The following is an 18,601-nucleotide window of genomic DNA, read 5'->3' on the forward strand; positions in this document are numbered from 1 at the left end:
ATTTAGCGATTAAAGGGTGATGGTTTTAGGCTGTTGTGCTGCATGAGGATGCTCTGCACCTTCATACACGTACAAGTTACCGTACATTTTTCTTCCCAATCTGTTCTTAGGCAGCATGCCTCGAACTGCTTTTTCCACCAAAATCGCTGAAGACTTCTGCTTCAGGATTCTTGGGGTGGAAATTCGCTGTCCACCTGGGTATCCGGTGTGACGCACATAGACTTTGGCGTCCCACTTGTCACCCGTCAATCGTACCTTGTCTGCGTTGATTACAATGACATTGTCACCGCAATCCACGTTAGGAGTGAAGCTAGGCTTCGTCTTTCCTCTCAAGATTTTCGCAACCTCACTCGCCAATCTTCCCAGAATCGCAGCTTGTGCGTCTACGACGACCCACTGCTTTTCTACGGTGGAATTGTTGGCTGAGATGGTTTTATAGCTCAGAGTATCCACTGTGTAACTGTTTAATTTTTAGCTTGTTATTTAATTATCGACCCCAAAAAGGGACACAAAGATAGATGCATTTTGTTTTTTATGCAAACTATTTCCAATCCTTATTCCTAATTTTCATGGGTTTAGGTCCAAAATCCCGAATATTCCTCGGTTTTTTTGATTTCAGGACCCTATTGTTTCTCAGACATTTTTTTCCAACTGATGGACTAATACCTGAAAATCTTTAGGATAAGGAGCAGAGACTCGAATGGGCTTTCCGTCCAGACCTAGAAATTCAATGGAATAGGCATGAAGTGAAACCCGCTGCATAATGGGTAGCTCTTCGGTGTCTTTTTTGAGATTGAAGCGGCGCTTGAGTGAAGAAAGGTACAAAGGCTTGCCACCATATAAGGTGTCTCCGCAAATCGGAGCTTTCAGGTAGGCTAAATGCACGCGAATTTGGTGTAATCGACCCGTGATGGGTTTACACTCCACCAAGGTGTGCGCATAATAGGTTTTCAGCGTGTTGAACACGGTCTGCGCTGGCTTTCCTTCTTTACTGACTTTAGCGATGCCTTTGTTAGTCGCGACGAGGTTTCGGTCTACCAGCTCCTGACGGAAGTCCTTGATTCCTTCGATGACTGCATGGTAGAATTTTTCTACTTCCCTGTTTTCAAACTGCATGGCCAAGTGCCTGTAGGCCTCCGGATTCTTGGCAATCACCAGACATCCCGAGGTTTCTTTATCCAATCTATGGCACAGTTGAGAATCGGCGGTGTGTGCCTTGGCTAGGTCCAGGATGTTTTGCGCCTCATGCCGGTCGTCTAAGCTCGACAGGTATGGCGGCTTGTTGATCACCAGGTAATCCTCGTTTTCAAATAGTATAAGGTTTTGAAAGTCTACTTTCTTCATGGATTTTCCTGCGCCTCTTCAAAGAAGGGGCAAAGGTAAGTCAAAAGATAGGATGAAAAAAAGGACCTGTTTTATTTACTGTTTGGATGTGGCAGACTTGGTCAAATCTTCCTGTTCTGCAAGTTTAACCATGGGCAATGAAAAACTGAAAATTGATCCCTTTCCGACCGTAGAGCTTACAGATATTTTGCTCTTGTGCCCCTCGAGGATGTGCTTGACGATGGCCAATCCGAGTCCAGTGCCACCTTCTTTTTTGTTTCTGCTTTTCTCCACTCTATAAAATCGCTCAAAAATGCGCTTGAGGTCTTCCGGGGGGATCCCCTGTCCATCATCTTTGATTTCTACCTGTAAGGTGTTTTTGCCGGGCTTAAGTCCTATCTGCACTTCTCCTCCGTGGTGATTGTATTTGATGGCGTTAAAAATCAAATTTTGGCAGACCCGATAGATTTTTGGTCGATCGGCATGAGTGATGTACTTTCTTTCCGGGTCGTATTCCCATTTGATCTTCACCTCCCGCTTGGAAGCTTTGTGCTCCAGCTCTTCGATAACCTCATCGATGAGTTCCCGAAGGTCAAAATCTGAAAATGAAAACTTGATGACTCCACTCTCCATCTGATTGAGGGTAAGCAGGTCCTGAACCAACACATCGAGGGAGTCCAGGCTTTTGGCTGCTCTCTTCAGGAATTTCATCCGGACGTGTTTGTCTTCTATTGCCCCATCGAGAAGGGTGTGAATATATCCTTGCGTGGCGAAAATAGGAGTCTTGAGCTCATGGGATATATCGGCGATGAATTCCCTTCTGAATTCCGCATTCTTGGTCAGGGTCTCGATTTCCTTTTGCCTGGCGATGGCGTAAGAGTTGATTACCGAGTTGATTTTGCGAAGCGGGGAGAGGGATGAGCGGAAAGATTTGTCCTGAATATCGGAGAGATCCTTTTTTTGAATTTTCTCCAAAAGGGTGTAAATGTTTCCTATTTCTCTAAAGATAAGAAACTCCAAAGTGATGTTGATGAGTAAGTAAGCAATGGAAAAAATCAAAGCACCTGCCACCAGCATATAAGTGATCGTACTCTCGCCCATGAGGGAAAGGAAAGCCGTCGTCAAAGCAGCAATGGCTATTGCCAAAATAAGTGCTATCCCCCTGGAGTTGGTCAGCATGTGTTATCCCAAGTCGAATTTGTATCCTACGCCTTTTACCGTAGTGATGTAGTCTTCTCCGATCTTCTCCCGGACTTTTCGGATATGCACATCCACAGTCCTGGCCAAAACAAAAACATCCGAACCCCAGATGTTTTGAAGAAGCTCATCCCGGCTGAAGACCATATTAGGATTTTTGGCAAGGAAATACAACAATTCAAATTCTTTCTTGGGCAGGGTGATGGTTTTCCCTGATTTGTTTATGGTGTAACTGCCCCGGTCGATAACGAGGTCTCTAATTTTGATTTGGGATACCTCCTGCTCCTTTTTCGATTCTCTTCGAAACAAGGCCGCAATCCGGCTCATCAACGCCCGGGGCTTAATAGGCTTGGTGATGTAATCATCCGCTCCCACATCGAAGGCGGCTACTTCTGAGTATTCCTCCATCCGGGCGGTAAGGAAGATGACGAAAGCATTTTTAAGCTCGGGAATCTGACGGATCTGCAGGCAAGTTTCCACTCCGTCTTGACCGGGCATCATGATGTCCAGCAAAATGACATCAGGCTGGAATTTGACGGCTGTCTTTACCGCTTTGATTCCGTCTTCTGCTGTGGCTACTTCGTACCCCTCTTTTTGGAGATTGTATTTTAGAATTTCAACGATATCCGGTTCATCATCGACGACCAAAACTTTGATCTTCTGCTTCTCGCTCATGGAGATGGTTTTAAGGTTCGGTTAAAATTAATCAATAATCGCTCATTAAAACCAAACAATCATTGGCTGACCGGTATTTTAGATCAGGTTTTTCGCGTGAAATTTCCCTAAAGTTAAGCAGAGGTTATTCAAAAATTAACAAATCTCACATCGAACGAAGGCCTTTGGCTTCGGCAATATCAATATTCAGGGAACCGATGAAAAGATTGGCTTTGATTTTCACCGGGATTTTATTCTGATCGGTGGTTACCCATACTTTTACTGGGTATTCACCTCTGAAAAGTTTGTTTTTGGGGATTTGGGGAGAAAAAACGAAGGTTTCTTGTTTGCCAAGATTGGTATCGATCTCCTCTTTGCCCTCGTATATTAATTTTAGGTTATATATTTCTTTATCGAAAAATCCTGTGATGGTGATGGATTCCCCCTTTCGAAGATGGGAAAGATCCATCGTCCTTAGATAATAGAATCCGCTGACCAAATCCTGAACTTTACCGGGTAGGTTAAATTCCTTCACCTCTTTCAGGTTTTTGTTCTCTTTATCATAGAGTTCCATTTTGGCCAACTTCTTTTCCTGATCAAAATAGACTTTTTCGTGCTTCCGGTATTTGCCTTCTTCAATGTGCCTGTAAGAGACAGAGGGGAGTAGGCTTCCCGTATCCAGATGGGTGCCCCAATTGTCATTGACCTTCCCGAAAATAGTGGCGGCTCCTTTGGTTTTGCCGTAGGCATCTATTTTATAGTGTGCTTTGCTCCCTTCCTGCACTGCCCGTTTGGCCACCTGAAGCTTGGCTTCGGCCAGTTCAAGCCATCCATAGCTGACCTCAAAGGTCAATTCTTCGCCAAAAGTGAAGGCCTTGTTGGATTGGGCAGAGGTTGAGAAATGGAAAAAAAAGAGGATCCCCAAAAGGAAGAGAACCGAGCGAATCATGTTTTTTCTGACAATAACTGACAAAATCTTCAGGTTTTGTTTCTCTAAACGAAAAATAGAGCTTTTCGGATAAATTAAATGTACAAATTTGGCAATCGAAAACAATCCAAGCTTTCTATTGCTAATGCTTGGGTATTTGGTAAATTTCCAATCTTTAATTTTCATCTTTTCTAACTCATGAGTAATAACGCAGAAAAACTAAAAGCACTACAGCTGACCATCGATAAACTCGAAAAGGCATACGGCAAAGGCACCGTAATGAAGCTGAGTGACAATAAAGTCCTGGAAGTCCCCGCGATCTCTACCGGTTCACTGGGGCTTGACATGGCTTTGGGCGTAGGTGGGATTCCCAGGGGAAGAGTCATTGAGATCTACGGTCCCGAATCTTCAGGTAAAACGACGCTGACCATGCACTGCATTGCTGAGGCTCAAAAAGCCGGAGGAATGGCTGCTTTTATCGATGCTGAGCACGCTTTTGACAAGAGCTATGCTGAAAAGCTGGGTATAGATACAGAAAATCTGCTCATCTCCCAACCCGACAATGGGGAGCAGGCCCTCGAAATCGCCGAACATCTCATTCGTTCAGGAGCGATCGACATTATTGTGATCGACTCGGTGGCTGCATTGGTGCCAAAAGGAGAACTCGAAGGTGAGATGGGAGACAGCAAGATGGGATTGCAAGCCCGACTGATGTCCCAAGCACTCAGAAAGCTGACTGGAGCCATCAATAAGACCGGATGCGCGTGTATTTTCATCAATCAGCTACGAGAAAAAATCGGGGTCATGTTTGGTAATCCGGAGACGACCACTGGAGGTAATGCGCTCAAATTCTACGCTTCCGTGCGCTTGGATATCCGACGAGTCGGTCAAATCAAGGAAAGTGCAGACAATGTCCTCGGAAACAGAACCCGAGTAAAAGTGGTGAAAAACAAAGTGGCTCCACCATTCAAAGTGGTGGAGTTTGATATCATGTATGGTCAGGGCATTTCCAAAGTTGGCGAAATCATCGATTTGGGCGTGGAGTTGGACATTATCAAAAAGGCCGGTTCTTGGTTTAGCTACAATGGGGAAAAACTCGGTCAAGGAAGGGATGCAGTGAAAAATCTGTTATTGGACAACCCTGAATTGATGGAAGAACTGGAAGGAAAGATCAAATCTGCCTCCGGTCTTCTGCCCACTGAGCCTACGGTAGACTTGGAAAGTTGAGTATCATCAAAATAAAAAAAGGAGGCCCATCCATCTGTGATCGGCCTCCTTTTTTCATTGGTGCATTTTGCCGGTTAGGCAGTTCGGATGGCTTCCACAGGGTCTAAACGAGCCGCAAGTGTGGCAGGAACAATACCGGCGACCACACCGATTGCAGAGGATACTCCCAATCCCAAAATGATATTTTTAAAGGAAAGAATCAGGTCCAAACTTCCTAGCGGGACGAAACTCAATAGGAAAACGAGGAGAATTCCTGTACCTCCACCAATCAGGCTCAGGAAAATGGCCTCAAACAAAAATTGGAAAAGGATAAAGTAATTTCTCGCTCCAAGGGATTTCTGAATTCCGATGATGTTGGTTCGCTCCCTGACGGAGACAAACATGATGTTGGCAATCCCAAATCCACCAACCAAAATGGAAAATCCTCCAATTACCCAACCCGCCACGGAAATTACATCAAAAATAGAGCCGATGGCATTTTGAATAAATTCTGTTTTGTTCAGGGCGAAATTATTTTCCTGGGTAGGCTTAAGTCCTCTTTTGGCTCGTAGCAGACCGGTCATTTCATTTTCCAGGGCGACCAAGCCCACATCCTCAGCCAATCCTTTTGCTGCAATGGTAGGCTCCAGCCCATTTCTACCGGTATAGTACATTTTAGTGAAGGATCCATACGGAATAAGGCACGCCTCATCCTTGGAGGGCAATTCCAGAAATCCTTCTCCCTCTTCTTCAAAAATCCCGATCACCACAAATTTCATCCCTTTGATTTTGACTTCTTTTCCTATAGCCGATTGGTTGGGAAAAAGGGTGTTGGCAATTTTCTTTCCGATAATGGCCAGATTCCTTGAGGCTTCGATTTCTGCTTCCGAAAAATACCTTCCTTCTTCCAGAACTATTTCATAGACGTCCTGATAGGAGTGGACCACGCCGGTCAGGGACATGCCCTCAAAGGCATTGCTGCCCGCCTGAATAGTGGTGTTGGAGGAGGCTGAAATGGTCACGCCTTGCGCATTTTTGATCCGGTCGGACAAAAAACGGTACTCTGAAAGGCTGGCGGTAGGCCGTCTGAAATATTTCCACCAAGGGAAGTCCGGACCTCCTCCTTCAAAAGGAAATCGATCTACCCGCATCACATTCGTGCCCAGAAATGCAAAAGAGGAACGGATTTTGGTCTCTAATGAATCGACCAGGGTAAATACAGTGATAATGGCGAAAATCCCAACCGTCACTCCCAAAAGGGAAAGGATAGTACGGGTGAGATTGGTGCGCAGTGCGTTGATGGCAAAACGGAAACTTTCCCAGGTAAGGCGGAAAAACAGCATGCGATGAATAGTTGGTTTAAAACAATTTGGTAAGTTAGGCGAATTTGGACATTATTGTTGTTAACTTTGCACTTTTTAAAGCAAAAACCAAGCGAATTTAAAGAGAATCCATTCAAAAGCACCCTAGAAAATCGAGCATGAAGTGTTCCTTGTACATCGGGATAGTCCCTTATCCTCGGAAAGCTACTCGAAATTCAAACCGCCTGCCGGAAAAAGCAGGTCTGACCATTCAAATCAAATAACTACAGATGAAATTATCAGATTTCAAATTTGACGTCCCTAAAAAACTAATTGCTCTATATCCTACTGACAATCGGGATGAATCCCGACTGATGGTTGTCCATAGAAAAACCGGACAGATCGAGCATAAAAACTTCAAGGATATCTTGGAGTACTTTGGCGATGGTGATGTATTTGTCACCAACGATACCAAGGTTTTTCCAGCCAGACTCTATGGCAATAAAGAAAAAACCGGGGCACAAATTGAGGTCTTTCTCCTGAGAGAACTGAATCCTGACCTTAAGCTTTGGGATGTCTTGGTAGACCCAGCCCGAAAAATCCGGGTAGGCAACAAGCTGTATTTCGGAGACAGTGACTTGGTCGCTGAGGTGATCGATAACACGACCTCCAGAGGTAGAACCATCCGCTTTCTTTTTGACGGCACTCCCGAAGAATTCGAAAAAACCATCGATTCTCTAGGTGAAACCCCGCTTTTGAAGGAGATCATTGATCGTAAGGTTGAACCAGAGGACAGAGATCGGTATCAGACGGTCTTTGCCAAAAATGTGGGTGCCGTCGCAGCGCCTACAGCAGGACTTCACTTTACCCCTCAATTGCTTAAAAGGCTGGAATTGAAAGGAGTGGAAGTGACTCCAATTACCCTTCATGTAGGATTGGGTACCTTTAGACAGGTAGATGTAGAAGATCTGACCAAGCACAAGATGGATTCGGAAAACTACAACATACCGGATAAAACAGTCGGACTGGTCAATGAGGCACTGGATGCCAAAAAGCGAGTGGTAGCTGTAGGTACCACCTCCCTGAAGACCATTGAGTCTTCCGTGACAGCCGGAGGTAGACTTAAAGCCTCGACAGGATGGACAGACAAATTCATCATTCCGCCTTACGATTTCAAAATTGCCAATTCTTTGATCACCAACTTCCATTTGCCGGAGTCTACATTGCTGATGACCGCAGCGGCCTTTGGAGGATATGACCTGATCATGAAAGCATACAAGGAAGCTATCAAAGAGAAGTACAGATTCTTCTCTTATGGTGACGCCATGCTTATCCTTTAAATTCAAAAGCTCCGAAAGGAGCTTTTTTTTATCCTTTAGCTTATTCTTTTTTACCACATCAAACACGAATTACCAGCCATGAAAAAGGCGGCTATTTTGGTAGCAGGAGGCAGGGGCACCCGAATGGGCGGTCCGGTTTCCAAGCAGTATCTCCCCATTGGTGGATTGCCGGTATTGATGCATACCCTAGGGATATTTTATCAAGCTGTCCCGGAAGCGGAATTGATTTTGGTTTTGCCTGCTGACGATTTTGCTTTTTGGGATTCCCTTTGCAAAACCTACCGGTTTGAGATTCCCCATCGAGTGGTCGCAGGAGGGAATTCCCGGTTTCAGTCGGTCCGAAATGGGCTACAGGCTTTGACTTCCGGAACTCAGCTGGTTGCCATTCACGATGGGGTAAGGCCTTTTGTGAAAGAAGAAGTGATCAGAGAAAGCTTTGAGGTAGCCCATCAATCCGGAAGCGCTGTGGCCGTGGTAGCATTGAAAGATTCTATCCGGAAGCTTTCAGATGATGGCAAAAGTTCTTTTCGGGAAAGGCAGCGGTATCGATTGGTCCAGACTCCACAGACTTTTCAGGTTGAAAAGATACTGAAGGCATTTCAGGTCACTGAAATCCCTGAGTTTACCGATGATGCCACGGTCTATGAACATCAAGGTTGGCAGGTCAGCCTGATTGCCGGTAATCCGGAAAATATCAAAATCACCACTCCTGAGGATATGGAATTTGCTGAGTTCCTCATTTCGAAGAAAAAAGACTGACTTCTGCAGATTCACCGACTTTTTGGGGGGCTTTACCGACTTTATTCCAAAGTCCACCTACTGCCCGTTTTATAGAGGTGAGGGGTATACTAGTTTTGGTTCCATAATTCAAAACCGAAACAGACCATGAACCAACTCAGTAAAAAAAACAATGACGGCAGCATCGCTGTGGGATTCATTATCCTTGGGATAGGTGTAATCCTTCTTCTTCGAAAACTCGGCTTTTTCATCCCCGGATGGGTACTATCCTGGCCGATGATTTTGATCGCCATAGGGGTATTTACTCTGATCAAGCATGAATTCAGAAGCTTTTTTGGAGCGGTGATGCTTTTCCTGGGCAGTTATTTTCTTCTTCGAAATGAATTTGGATTTGACTTTGGATTAGGGCAATATATCTGGCCAATTGGTCTGATCGTTCTAGGCATCTATTTAATCACCCAGAAGAGAAGAGAAAAGCAAGTACTCGATGATATTCGGCAAAACTGGCAATCAAAAAATTCCAAAACTTCCTTTGGAAGCTCCTCGGTAGAGGATGCCAAAGTAGTCGATGAGAATGGCAATACTTCTTCTACTTCTTCAAATGATTCTTCTTTTTCCGGCTCTGGGTTTACGCGGACCACAGGGACTTCTTTTCATGACCGATTGAACATCGATGCGATCTTCAGCGGGGTCAATCGGAAGTTTATGTCCAAAAACTTTCAGGGAGGAAAAATCACTGCAGCCTTTGGTGGGGCAGACTTGGACTTGACCCAAGTGGATTTCAACGGGGTCATTACCATTCAGGTAGATATCATCTTTGGCGGAGTCAAATTGTTTGTGCCACCTCATTGGGATATCCGGACAGAAGTGACCAACATCGCCGCAGGCCTGGAAGACAAGCGGTTTTTCAGAGAAGGCGGAGTGGATACATCCAAAGTCGTTGTGCTCAAAGGAACGATCCTGTTTGGAGGTTTGGAAATCAAATCCTTTTAACGACCTTAAACGGTCATTTAAAACCGCTTATTCTTGCTACTAAACGCCTTTTCCAATCCCAATCTGGGTAAATGGGTCATCCCGGGAGCCGGTCTCATCTGGTTCTTGGGATGCCTCTTTTTATTGATTGAATGGGGTCTCGAATCTTCTTTGGCTGGGGCAGATGCCTTTTTTTATGCCTTTTTGTTTGTGGGAGGGGTTTTGATTTTGGATCGGGTGTTCAGCCTGATTTCTCCCAAAGGGAAAAATGTTTGGCTCATCTTTTTTCTCCCGATCAGCCTAAGCTTTATTTCCGTTTGGATTCACCGATGGGTTTTGGATTGGTATGCCGGAGACTCCGCGTATCGGGAGATGCTGAATGGACAGCTTTACCTTCGTTGGACTGTGTTGGGAATGGCGGAGCAGATGGTGGCCTTGTTGGCTTTGGCGGTTTCTCAGCTGGAGCGGCAGGATGAAATCAACAAACGGGAATCCCAAATGTTGGAACTGGCCAAAGAGGCTGAACTTACCCAACTCCGTCAGCAGCTTCAGCCTCATTTTCTGTTTAATAGTCTAAATTCCATCAATTCTCTAGTCGTGTCTCAGCCGCAGCGGGCAAGGGAAATGGTTCTTTTGTTGTCAGACTTTCTCAGGGGGACAATTCGAAAAGATTTACAGTCCCGAGTAGAGCTGAGGGAAGAACTTCAGACCTTAAAAATGTATCTGGAGATCGAAAGGATCCGTTTTGGCCACAGGTTGACTGTGGATTTTCATATCGGGGAGGGAACAGAGAGTATTCGAATCCCTCAGCTGCTTATTCAGCCCTTGGTAGAAAATGCCATCAAGCATGGGCTGTACGGAGTCGCAGGTGAAGTGAAAATTGAAATTAGGGCCCAACTGGACGGGAATTACCTTATTTTGGAAGTGAAAAATCCCTTTGATCCTACTGCCTCGACCCAATCTGGAACAGGCTTTGGGCTGAGTTCGGTGGAAAGAAGGCTATTTTTAATTTTTGGACGGAAGGATTTGCTCCAAAAGTCAGTTCAGCAGGAAGTTTTTCAAGTCACATTAAAAATACCCATATTTTAAAGTCAAAAAATCTCTGATGATCAAGACCCTTATCATAGACGACGAACCACTAGCTGCCGAACTGGTCAAAGAATACCTGATGGATTATCCTCAGATCGAAGTAGTCGCAATGTGTCAGGATGGATTTTCCGGATTCAAAGCCATTCAAGAGCATCATCCTGATTTGATTTTTCTGGATATACAGATGCCCAAGATTACAGGCTTTGAGATGCTGGAACTGCTAGATGAGGCTCCTGCGGTTGTGTTCACTACTGCATTTGATCAGTATGCTTTGAAGGCATTCGATGCTCAGGCCCTGGATTACCTGCTTAAGCCTTTTTCTAAAGAGCGCTTCAAACAAGCCATGGAACGTGTACTGAATCAGTTGAGGAACCCGAGCTCTGATGAAGATTCCGGATTACAATCTCTGGCGGAAAAAAGCAACCGGCTGGTGGTCAGGGTAAAAAATGATATCAAAATTATCCCGATCCAGTCTGTGCGGTTTTTTGAAGCGGAGGATGATTATGTGGCTATCCATACAGAAGAGGGTAAGTTTTTGAAAAAAATGACCATGAAGCAATTGGAAGAAAGTTTGGATCCGGGGAAGTTTGCCCGTGTTCATCGTTCTTATCTGATTAATCTGAATGAAATCACCGGAATTGAGCCTTATGAACGAGAGAGCTATCTAGCCAAGATGAGGTCTGGTGAAAAAATTCCCGTCAGCAAATCCGGCTATGCACGACTACGCCAAGTCTTGGGACTTTGATTTTTTTCTTGAAAAAAAACCTAAAAAACGAAAACCCTGCGTTCGCAGGGTTTATTTCAGTATTCGTCTTCGTTGAAGAAGAAGTCGTCCTTAGTAGGGTAGTCAGGCCAGATCTCCTCGATGGTTTCGTAAGGTTCTCCGTCATCTTCGAGTTCTTGGAGATTTTCTACCACTTCTAGTGGGGCACCAGATCGGATGGCATAGTCAATAAGCTCATCTTTGGTGGCTGGCCAGGGAGCGTCCTCAAGGTAGGAAGCAAGTTCAAGTGTCCAGTACATAGGTTTTATTTTAAGGTGTTCCGGATTTTAAGAATGCAAGAATAGTAAATTTTTGATTATGTAGGTTCTACTGATTATCTGGGAGAAAGTTGCTTTAGGATATAATTTTTCACATCCACTTTCCTTTTCAATCCAGAAAGCTTTTTTCTCATCATCATTTCGAAGTCTGGAGTCTGTACGCGGAAATTATCGGAGTTTTCCTGCATGGTCTGCAATTCTCCTTGATCCCGGTGCAAAAGATCCTTCAAAATGGCGGATTTGATTTGATTTTGATCGGTGAGGGGCTTGTCATCAAAGTCAGGATACTTGCCATGGGCCAGTCTTTCAAGAAAGGCTTTTTCGAATACAATATCCATGAAAAACTGGTAGGAACGGGCAGGCAGATTGGCTTCCTTGGGTTTTCTTGGAGGGAGTTTTTTCCAGTCTTCCTGAATTGCTTTTGCCCGCTCGGTGATAGCGCGACTGCTGGGCTGGTGGGCCATTTTTTTCAATTCTTCCACCATCTGCTCGATTTTCCGAACTACCTCCCTAGGATGCATCTGAGGGCCGGGATTCATGGTTCGCTTGAATCTGGAGAAAATCCGGTTGTTCAGTTTGGAAAATTCATCCCAAAGTGGCTGTCGCTTTTCAGCAGGGACTTTTCCGGCTTCTTTCCATTCTTTTTGGATTCGCTTGGAGATTTCAAAAGCCATTTTGGCATCTGGTAGGTCATGCGCTTCCCTTGCTTGCACTACAAGAGCCTCGTAGACTTTTATATTTTCCTCAGCCTGAAGGGCCAAGCCTTCAAAGAAATGTCTTCTGTTTTCAAAGAAAGTCTGCACTGCCTCATTGAACTGCGTCTCAATTTCTTCGTGGATTTCTTTGTCTACCGGCCCGGTTTTGATCCAACGGAGCTTGAGGTCTTTGAACTTCTCGGCCGTTTCCTTCCAGTCGGTATCATTCTTCATCGCCTCAGCTTCCAGAATCAAGCCCTTCTTCACTTCCAGGTTTTTGGTCCGATTGGCTTGAATGATCTCATTCAGGTAGGTTTCCTGCAGATTGAGCTCTTCAATCAAGGGGATAAAATCTCCCAAAGCATCGGTGGCAAACAAGGAATCCCTGAGATGAATAAGCTTCATCAGGAAGGATCCTTTGTTTTGATTTTCCTGAATGTCAGCTTTAAGCTTCTCGACTTTTTCTTTGACCTGCTCAAATCTCGCCTCAAAATAACTGATAGTGGATGCCTCGTCTTCTTTCACTTCGCCGATTTCACGGTCCGGCTTTCCCAAAAATCCCTTCAAAAAGACTTTTCCGTCTTTGATATACCCGTACGGATGATCCATCTCAATTCAATAGGTTATAGGTGGTCGTTTTCAATTTTTTGCAAAATAACCAATTACCCCTCATTAATCCTAAAAGAGGGATATTTTTGCCATCTTTGCCCACTTAGATCCAAAAAGCTGAAAAGACACCTATGAGCGCAGAAAAAATCATCTTTTCCATGGCAGGGGTATCCAAAGTGTACCCGCCTCAGAAGAAAGTACTCAAAGATATTTACCTCTCATTTTTCTATGGAGCCAAAATCGGCGTCCTCGGACTCAACGGCTCTGGGAAATCTTCCCTGCTCCGAATCATCGCCGGGATAGACAAAGACTTCCTTGGGGAAGTGGTTTGGTCTCCGGGCTATACCGTCGGGATGCTGGAGCAGGAACCTAAACTCGACCCGTCCAAAACCGTCAAAGAAGTAGTCGAGGAAGCTGTTGCAGATACGGTAAATCTCTTGAAGGAATTCGAAGAGATCAACGAGAAGTTTATGGATCCGGCCCTGATGGAAGATCCGGATGCGATGAATAAGCTCATTGAGCGCCAAGGAGAGGTACAGGAGAAGCTGGACGCTGCCAATGCCTGGGAGCTGGACGTGATGCTGGACAAGGCTATGGATGCCCTTCGTCTTCCCCCGGCAGAAGCCAATGTGGCTAACCTTTCCGGTGGGGAAAAAAGACGGGTCGCGCTATGTCGGCTTTTGCTTCAGGAGCCGGATGTGCTTCTTCTTGACGAACCGACCAACCACCTCGATGCGGAGTCGGTCCACTGGCTGGAGCAGCATTTGCAGAATTACAAGGGTACAGTCATCGCAGTGACCCACGACCGATACTTCCTGGATAATGTGGCCGGTTGGATTTTGGAATTGGATCGGGGAGAAGGGATTCCATGGAAAGGAAATTATTCTTCTTGGCTGGAGCAAAAGCAAAACCGATTGAAGCAGGAAGAAAAAACCGAATCCAAGCGTCAGAAGACCTTGGAGCGGGAACTGGAATGGATCCGAATGTCTCCCAAAGCCCGACAGTCCAAGGGTAAGGCCCGTTTGAATGCCTACGATAAGCTAGTGGGCGAGGAAGCAAAAGAGAAAGAAGCAAAGCTGGAATTATTTATCCCTCCTGGGCCGAGATTGGGAGCCAAAGTCATCGAGGCAAACCATGTCTCCAAAGCCTACGGGGACAAATTGCTTTTTGAAAATCTGAGTTTTTCTCTGCCCCAAGGTGGTATCGTGGGAATCATCGGTCCGAACGGTGCGGGGAAAACCACTTTGTTTAAGTTGATCACCGGACAGGAAAAGCCCGATTCCGGTAATTTTGAAGTGGGGGAGACCGTACAGCTTTCCTATGTAGATCAAGAGCACGATTCCTTGGATCCGAACAAGACGGTGTACCAGATCATTTCGGATGGGAATGAACACATGAAGCTTGGAAATAAAGAAGTGAATTCCAGAGCTTATGTCTCCAAGTTCAACTTTGCCGGAGCAGATCAGGAAAAGAAAGTCGGGGTACTCTCAGGCGGTGAGCGTAACCGGGTTCACCTGGCCATGATGCTGAAAGAAGGCGGAAACTTGCTGCTTTTGGACGAACCGACCAACGACTTGGATGTGAATACACTTCGGGCTTTGGAAGAAGCTTTGGAAAACTTCGGTGGCTGTGCAGTGATTATCTCCCACGACCGTTGGTTCCTGGATCGTATCTGTACGCATATTTTGGCTTTTGAAGGGGATTCTCAGGTGTATTGGTTTGAAGGCAACTTCTCTGACTACGAAGAGAACAAGAAGAAAAGGTTGGGAGATGTGACACCGAAGCGAATTCGGTATAAAAATCTGAAGTAAGCTTTGAAGTCAGAAGGCTAAAATCAGAAAGCTGAAATAACGCCTCTCGAGGAGAAATCTTCGAGAGGCTTTGTTTTTCTATCAAGATTTTGAGTTATTACTCTAAAATTAGTTTTTCAGAATGAGCAAGCGTCGACTCTATTTCCATCTTTCCATGATCTTGATTGCCTTATTGATTGGTGGTCTATCTCTTTGGCAATCTGGTTTTTGGATGGTTGGACGGAATAAGGTTCCTAATTTCACAGCAATTGCTATGGTCTTATTGATAATCGGGCAAGGTGGACTGGTTTTGAGTGGACTTAAAAAAGGGAAGGAGTAGGTTGATTCTATGGAAAAAAAAGATAGAAGTCTTTTAATCGCCTACACAGTTCTGTTCATTTCTTCCCTGTTAATTGGTGGATTTTCGTGGTGGCACAGTGGACTTGTGCCTGAAGGCAAAAATTATCCGAATCCCATTATGGTTTCGATGTGTTTATATTGTATCTGGTTCGGGGTAGGCGTAGTTCAGCAGTGGAAAAAGGCAAAAAAATTCGAATGAATAAGTTATGAAACTTGAGATCCTCAGTTTAATCTTTTTTCTCTTCTTTATTCAAAAAGCAGAGCGAGATCCCCGCTTGGTTGGGAAGTGGACGATGCTTTTTTCAAAAGACGAAAATGGAGAAATCGTCAAAGATGAGTTTTACGGAAAGAGCTACATCGAAACTTTCACAAGAGATGGGAAATGGATCATTGATCCACAGTTCTTGAGAGATGATGCTAAAAGACTCGGTGTAAATGCTCCCATTGACTATTTGGCCATTCCAACTTTCCAATGGAAAACCATCAATAACCAAATCCTGGAAATGAACACCAGTGAAGGAAGTCGGACTAATCGTTATGGCTTTTCAGGCGACACGCTGGTTTTTGGCTATTCCAACGGTCACACGAGATATCTTTTGAAAAGAAAATGAGTAAGAAAATTATCGATCGACTTTACGGGATACCTTTCGGATTGATCCTAGTGATCCTCTTGGTAAAATACTTGGACCTTTTTCCGATGCCAAATTGGGTTTTGGGAGTGGTGATAGCCTGGGGATCGATCGCTTTTTTTGTGGAGGGGATGAGGAATAGAAGAAGGAAGCCTTAATCCATTCCAAAGAAATCTCTCGACGGCTGCATCATCCATTTCCATACAGGCATCACAGCAATCCCGTCCAGTATATCCTCCTGATTCCAGGTTAGCAAAACGCCCTTTGGCGCCTTGGTTTCATCCATCGCCGCCTTTAGTCCCTTGATTTCCCGTTGGAGATTATCAGGGTTTAAATCCCAGCATACCTGAACCGCGCCGATGATTTCCTCATTCCATTTGACCACAAAGTCGCACTCGGAATCCTTGTTTTGGAAATACTGGATTTCCTTGAAGGATCTCCGGAGATGCAGGTAGACATAATTTTCCAGCTTTCTCCCCAGGTCTTTGCTAAAGGAAAGAGAATTGGCGGATGCCAAGGCTGGGTCCACACAGTATGCCTTTTTCGGATTGGCTAACTGTTTTCTGATTGATTGAGAATACATGGGAATCAGGTCGAAAAGGTAACTTTCTTCCAAATAATCGCAATAATCAATTACGGTACGGACGGATTTGATCTCCAGTAGGCTTCCCATTCGGGAATAGCTGAAAGGCTTTCCTACATTGGAGCAAAGGAAGACACCCAATCGGATTAGAGCAGTTTCATTGCTGATATTTCTTCTGACTGCCACATCCCGGGTCAGGATATCCCGAAAGAGCGTCCGGAGATAGTCTTGATCTTGATTTTGTAAGTATTCGGGAAATCCACCGAACAGGAAATAGCCTTCAAAACTTTCCTCACCCGGAGATCCATTTTTGAAAAGCAAGAACTCTTGATAGCTAAACGGAAATAGCTCAATCTGCTTGTATCTTCCAGTCAGGCGAGTTCCCAACTCTCTACTAAGCATACTGGCATTGGAACCCGTGATGTAAAGCTTTTGGCCTTTCTCATGAAGTGATCGGGCAAAGATCTCCCAGCCCACCACACTTTGGACCTCATCTAAGAGTATGGAAGTTTTGCCAAATTGATCTCTCAATTGTTCCAGTTTGGGAAAATCAGGTGACTCAAAATCCACCAATCGGGGATCCTCAAAATTCAGGTGTAGTCCAGGTTGGTCTATAGGAAGGCTTTTGCGGATCAGAATACTTTTTCCGCAACGTCTCACCCCGCTGACCACTAGGATTTGATTGGTTTGTAAGGGTAAAGTCATTTCCCTAGCTATAAGCTTTTTTTGGAGAAAATTCTCATTTTGCTCCTCGATTACCTGAGCCAGAAGGTCTATTTGTATCATTTAAATTGCTGTAAATCAATACAAATATAAAAGCTTGTATTGATAATACAAGATATTGTGTATTATCAATACAAGCTTTTGACTTTATGTCTTTTTAAAACTTTGGATTAACCCTTTTTCCTTCTCAACTCCAGCACCGTAATCTCCGGCCAAATTCCGACCCGCCCGGGAAAAGCCAAGAATCCAAAGCCACGGTTCACATGCAAGTATCGTCCCATTTCCTCATATAATCCTGCCCATTTGGGGTAGCGGAGGGAAGCGGGACTCTATTTGACCCAGCCGGGGATCTCGATCCCAAACTGCATCCCATGGGTATGCCCACTCAGTGTCAAATGAATAAATTGAGAGAAATTTTTCACCTGCTCGTCAAAATGCGAAGGATCATGACTCATCAGGATTTTGAAGCTTTTTTCCTTAAGATTGCTTGCAGCTTTGGCTAGATCGCCATATTGTGCAAAGCCTTTCCCCCAGTTTTCCACCCCGATTAGATCGATACTCGCATTTCCTTTTTTGATAGGAAGGCTTTCATTTCGAAGAAGCTTGAAGCCCACTTCTTCGTGGACTTGGAAAAGCCGCTGCATGTTCTGCACCTTAGCCTCGCGACTTGGCCAAGCCATGTAATCGCCGTAGTCATGGTTGCCAAGAATAGAGTATTTTCCCATTGGAGCATTTAGCTTTCGGAAGGTCTCGATCCAAGGTTCCATTTCCGCTGCCTGATTGTTGACCAAATCTCCGGTAAACAGAATCACATCCGAGTTCTGCTGATTGATCAAGTCGATCCCGTATTCCAGTTTCTTTTTATCATCAAAGCTTCCGGAATGGATATCCGAAATCTGAGTCAGAGTAAACCCATCAAACTCTTCCGGTAGGTCATCGAATTCCAAGGTATGCTTCATCACCCGATATCGGTATTTTCCAATCAACACACCATGCAAAATCCCAAGAAAAGGTACGGCCGCAAGGATCAATGCCGTTTGGCTGATCATTTTCCTTCTTTCTGGCAAAAAGTCTCCTTCTCTGCCCCCAGCTAAGGACTGAAAGGCTCCGGAGAGAAACCTCAAAATATCTTCTCCAAAAAGAAAAGCGAGGATGATCAGCTTGGGAATAAGTGAAAGGATCAAAAGAGAAACCATTCGGCCAAAATTCAGATTCATCGAGCCTCGGTCGAAGGTCAAAAACACATAGCCCACAAATAGATAGACCAGCATGGAAAATCCCCAAAAGGCATATTTAATCCATGGTTGGGAAGGAAAGCCTGTTTTGAAGGCCTGAAAGGAATACCAATCAATCAGGCCGAGGAATAGGATAAATAGAATCAGTCGGATCAATATGCTAGTCACGGGAGAGGGATTATTGGAAT

The 18,601-nt window shown here is 44.8% G+C and carries 20 protein-coding genes; 10 read left to right on the plus strand and 10 right to left on the minus strand.

Annotated elements, in window-relative coordinates:
* Positions 1 to 9 precede the first annotated feature (9 nt).
* The 5 genes from rplM to AAA943_RS08445 form a co-directional block, all read right to left on the minus strand.
* Positions 10 to 453 carry a 50S ribosomal protein L13 gene (gene rplM, locus AAA943_RS08425; protein WP_338223788.1) on the minus strand — a complete coding sequence of 148 codons (444 nt, stop codon included), beginning with the start codon at positions 451 to 453 and terminating at the stop codon, positions 10 to 12.
* Between the two features lie 180 nt (positions 454 to 633).
* The gene (locus AAA943_RS08430) at positions 634 to 1,344 is read right to left on the minus strand and encodes an RluA family pseudouridine synthase (RefSeq protein ID WP_338223789.1); all 711 of its coding nucleotides are present in this window, start codon (positions 1,342 to 1,344) and stop codon (positions 634 to 636) included.
* 75 nt (positions 1,345 to 1,419) lie between these two features.
* Positions 1,420 to 2,502: a sensor histidine kinase gene (locus AAA943_RS08435; protein ID WP_338223790.1), complete on the minus strand. Its 1,083-nt coding sequence runs from the start codon at positions 2,500 to 2,502 to the stop codon at positions 1,420 to 1,422.
* A gap of 3 nt (positions 2,503 to 2,505) precedes the next feature.
* The gene (locus AAA943_RS08440) at positions 2,506 to 3,195 is read right to left on the minus strand and encodes a response regulator transcription factor (RefSeq protein ID WP_338221701.1); all 690 of its coding nucleotides are present in this window, start codon (positions 3,193 to 3,195) and stop codon (positions 2,506 to 2,508) included.
* 145 nt (positions 3,196 to 3,340) lie between these two features.
* Entirely contained in the window at positions 3,341 to 4,123 is a 783-nt protein-coding gene (locus tag AAA943_RS08445; protein WP_338223791.1) for a DUF3108 domain-containing protein, read from the minus strand.
* A gap of 177 nt (positions 4,124 to 4,300) precedes the next feature.
* Between AAA943_RS08445 and recA the strand changes: the two genes are divergently transcribed.
* Positions 4,301 to 5,329, plus strand: coding sequence for a recombinase RecA (recA, locus tag AAA943_RS08450; RefSeq protein WP_338223792.1), 1,029 nt, complete (start codon positions 4,301 to 4,303; stop codon positions 5,327 to 5,329).
* Between the two features lie 74 nt (positions 5,330 to 5,403).
* Here recA and AAA943_RS08455 read toward each other — a convergent pair whose 3' ends face one another.
* Complete coding sequence (locus AAA943_RS08455) at positions 5,404 to 6,651, minus strand: ABC transporter permease (RefSeq protein ID WP_338223793.1); 1,248 nt, start codon at positions 6,649 to 6,651, stop codon at positions 5,404 to 5,406.
* Positions 6,652 to 6,899: 248 nt separating this feature from the next.
* Between AAA943_RS08455 and queA the strand changes: the two genes are divergently transcribed.
* The 5 genes from queA to AAA943_RS08480 all read left to right on the plus strand — a co-directional run bounded on the left by queA (position 6,900) and on the right by AAA943_RS08480 (position 11,493).
* Complete coding sequence (gene queA, locus AAA943_RS08460; RefSeq protein ID WP_338223794.1) at positions 6,900 to 7,949, plus strand: tRNA preQ1(34) S-adenosylmethionine ribosyltransferase-isomerase QueA; 1,050 nt, start codon at positions 6,900 to 6,902, stop codon at positions 7,947 to 7,949.
* Between the two features lie 78 nt (positions 7,950 to 8,027).
* Positions 8,028 to 8,708 (plus strand): 2-C-methyl-D-erythritol 4-phosphate cytidylyltransferase, encoded by a 681-nt coding sequence (locus tag AAA943_RS08465; RefSeq protein ID WP_338223795.1) that lies wholly within the window; start codon positions 8,028 to 8,030, stop codon positions 8,706 to 8,708.
* A 126-nt stretch (positions 8,709 to 8,834) separates the two neighbouring features.
* Positions 8,835 to 9,680 (plus strand): LiaF transmembrane domain-containing protein, encoded by an 846-nt coding sequence (locus tag AAA943_RS08470; protein ID WP_338221707.1) that lies wholly within the window; start codon positions 8,835 to 8,837, stop codon positions 9,678 to 9,680.
* 33 nt (positions 9,681 to 9,713) lie between these two features.
* A complete protein-coding gene (locus tag AAA943_RS08475) occupies positions 9,714 to 10,748 on the plus strand; it encodes a sensor histidine kinase (protein ID WP_338223796.1) in 1,035 nt (344 codons plus the stop codon).
* Positions 10,749 to 10,764: 16 nt separating this feature from the next.
* Positions 10,765 to 11,493 (plus strand): LytR/AlgR family response regulator transcription factor, encoded by a 729-nt coding sequence (locus tag AAA943_RS08480; protein ID WP_338223797.1) that lies wholly within the window; start codon positions 10,765 to 10,767, stop codon positions 11,491 to 11,493.
* A 56-nt stretch (positions 11,494 to 11,549) separates the two neighbouring features.
* Here AAA943_RS08480 and AAA943_RS08485 read toward each other — a convergent pair whose 3' ends face one another.
* Positions 11,550 to 11,771: a DUF2795 domain-containing protein gene (locus tag AAA943_RS08485; protein WP_026952747.1), complete on the minus strand. Its 222-nt coding sequence runs from the start codon at positions 11,769 to 11,771 to the stop codon at positions 11,550 to 11,552.
* A 74-nt stretch (positions 11,772 to 11,845) separates the two neighbouring features.
* A complete protein-coding gene (locus AAA943_RS08490; RefSeq protein ID WP_338223798.1) occupies positions 11,846 to 13,093 on the minus strand; it encodes a DUF349 domain-containing protein in 1,248 nt (415 codons plus the stop codon).
* A 131-nt stretch (positions 13,094 to 13,224) separates the two neighbouring features.
* Here AAA943_RS08490 and ettA point away from each other — a divergent pair, with 131 nt between their 5' ends.
* The 4 genes from ettA to AAA943_RS08510 all read left to right on the plus strand — a co-directional run bounded on the left by ettA (position 13,225) and on the right by AAA943_RS08510 (position 16,030).
* Positions 13,225 to 14,904: an energy-dependent translational throttle protein EttA gene (gene ettA, locus AAA943_RS08495; protein WP_338223799.1), complete on the plus strand. Its 1,680-nt coding sequence runs from the start codon at positions 13,225 to 13,227 to the stop codon at positions 14,902 to 14,904.
* Between the two features lie 121 nt (positions 14,905 to 15,025).
* Positions 15,026 to 15,223, plus strand: a complete 198-nt coding sequence (locus AAA943_RS08500; RefSeq protein WP_338223800.1) for a hypothetical protein — start codon at positions 15,026 to 15,028, stop codon at positions 15,221 to 15,223.
* A 226-nt stretch (positions 15,224 to 15,449) separates the two neighbouring features.
* On the plus strand, positions 15,450 to 15,854 hold the full coding sequence (locus tag AAA943_RS08505) for a hypothetical protein (protein ID WP_338223801.1): 405 nt from the start codon (positions 15,450 to 15,452) through the stop codon (positions 15,852 to 15,854).
* A complete protein-coding gene (locus AAA943_RS08510) occupies positions 15,851 to 16,030 on the plus strand; it encodes a hypothetical protein (protein WP_338223802.1) in 180 nt (59 codons plus the stop codon). Before AAA943_RS08505 ends, AAA943_RS08510 begins: the two co-directional genes overlap by 4 nt.
* Here AAA943_RS08510 and AAA943_RS08515 read toward each other — a convergent pair.
* Positions 16,027 to 17,241: an ATP-binding protein gene (locus AAA943_RS08515; RefSeq protein ID WP_338223803.1), complete on the minus strand. Its 1,215-nt coding sequence runs from the start codon at positions 17,239 to 17,241 to the stop codon at positions 16,027 to 16,029. The two genes, AAA943_RS08510 and AAA943_RS08515, sit on opposite strands and share 4 nt — an antisense overlap.
* Before the next feature lie 266 nt (positions 17,242 to 17,507).
* Complete coding sequence (locus AAA943_RS08520; protein ID WP_338223804.1) at positions 17,508 to 18,581, minus strand: metallophosphoesterase; 1,074 nt, start codon at positions 18,579 to 18,581, stop codon at positions 17,508 to 17,510.
* Positions 18,582 to 18,601 lie beyond the last annotated feature (20 nt).

The organism is Algoriphagus confluentis, from assembly GCF_036245625.1.
GTDB classification, from domain to species: Bacteria; Bacteroidota; Bacteroidia; order Cytophagales; family Cyclobacteriaceae; genus Algoriphagus; species Algoriphagus confluentis.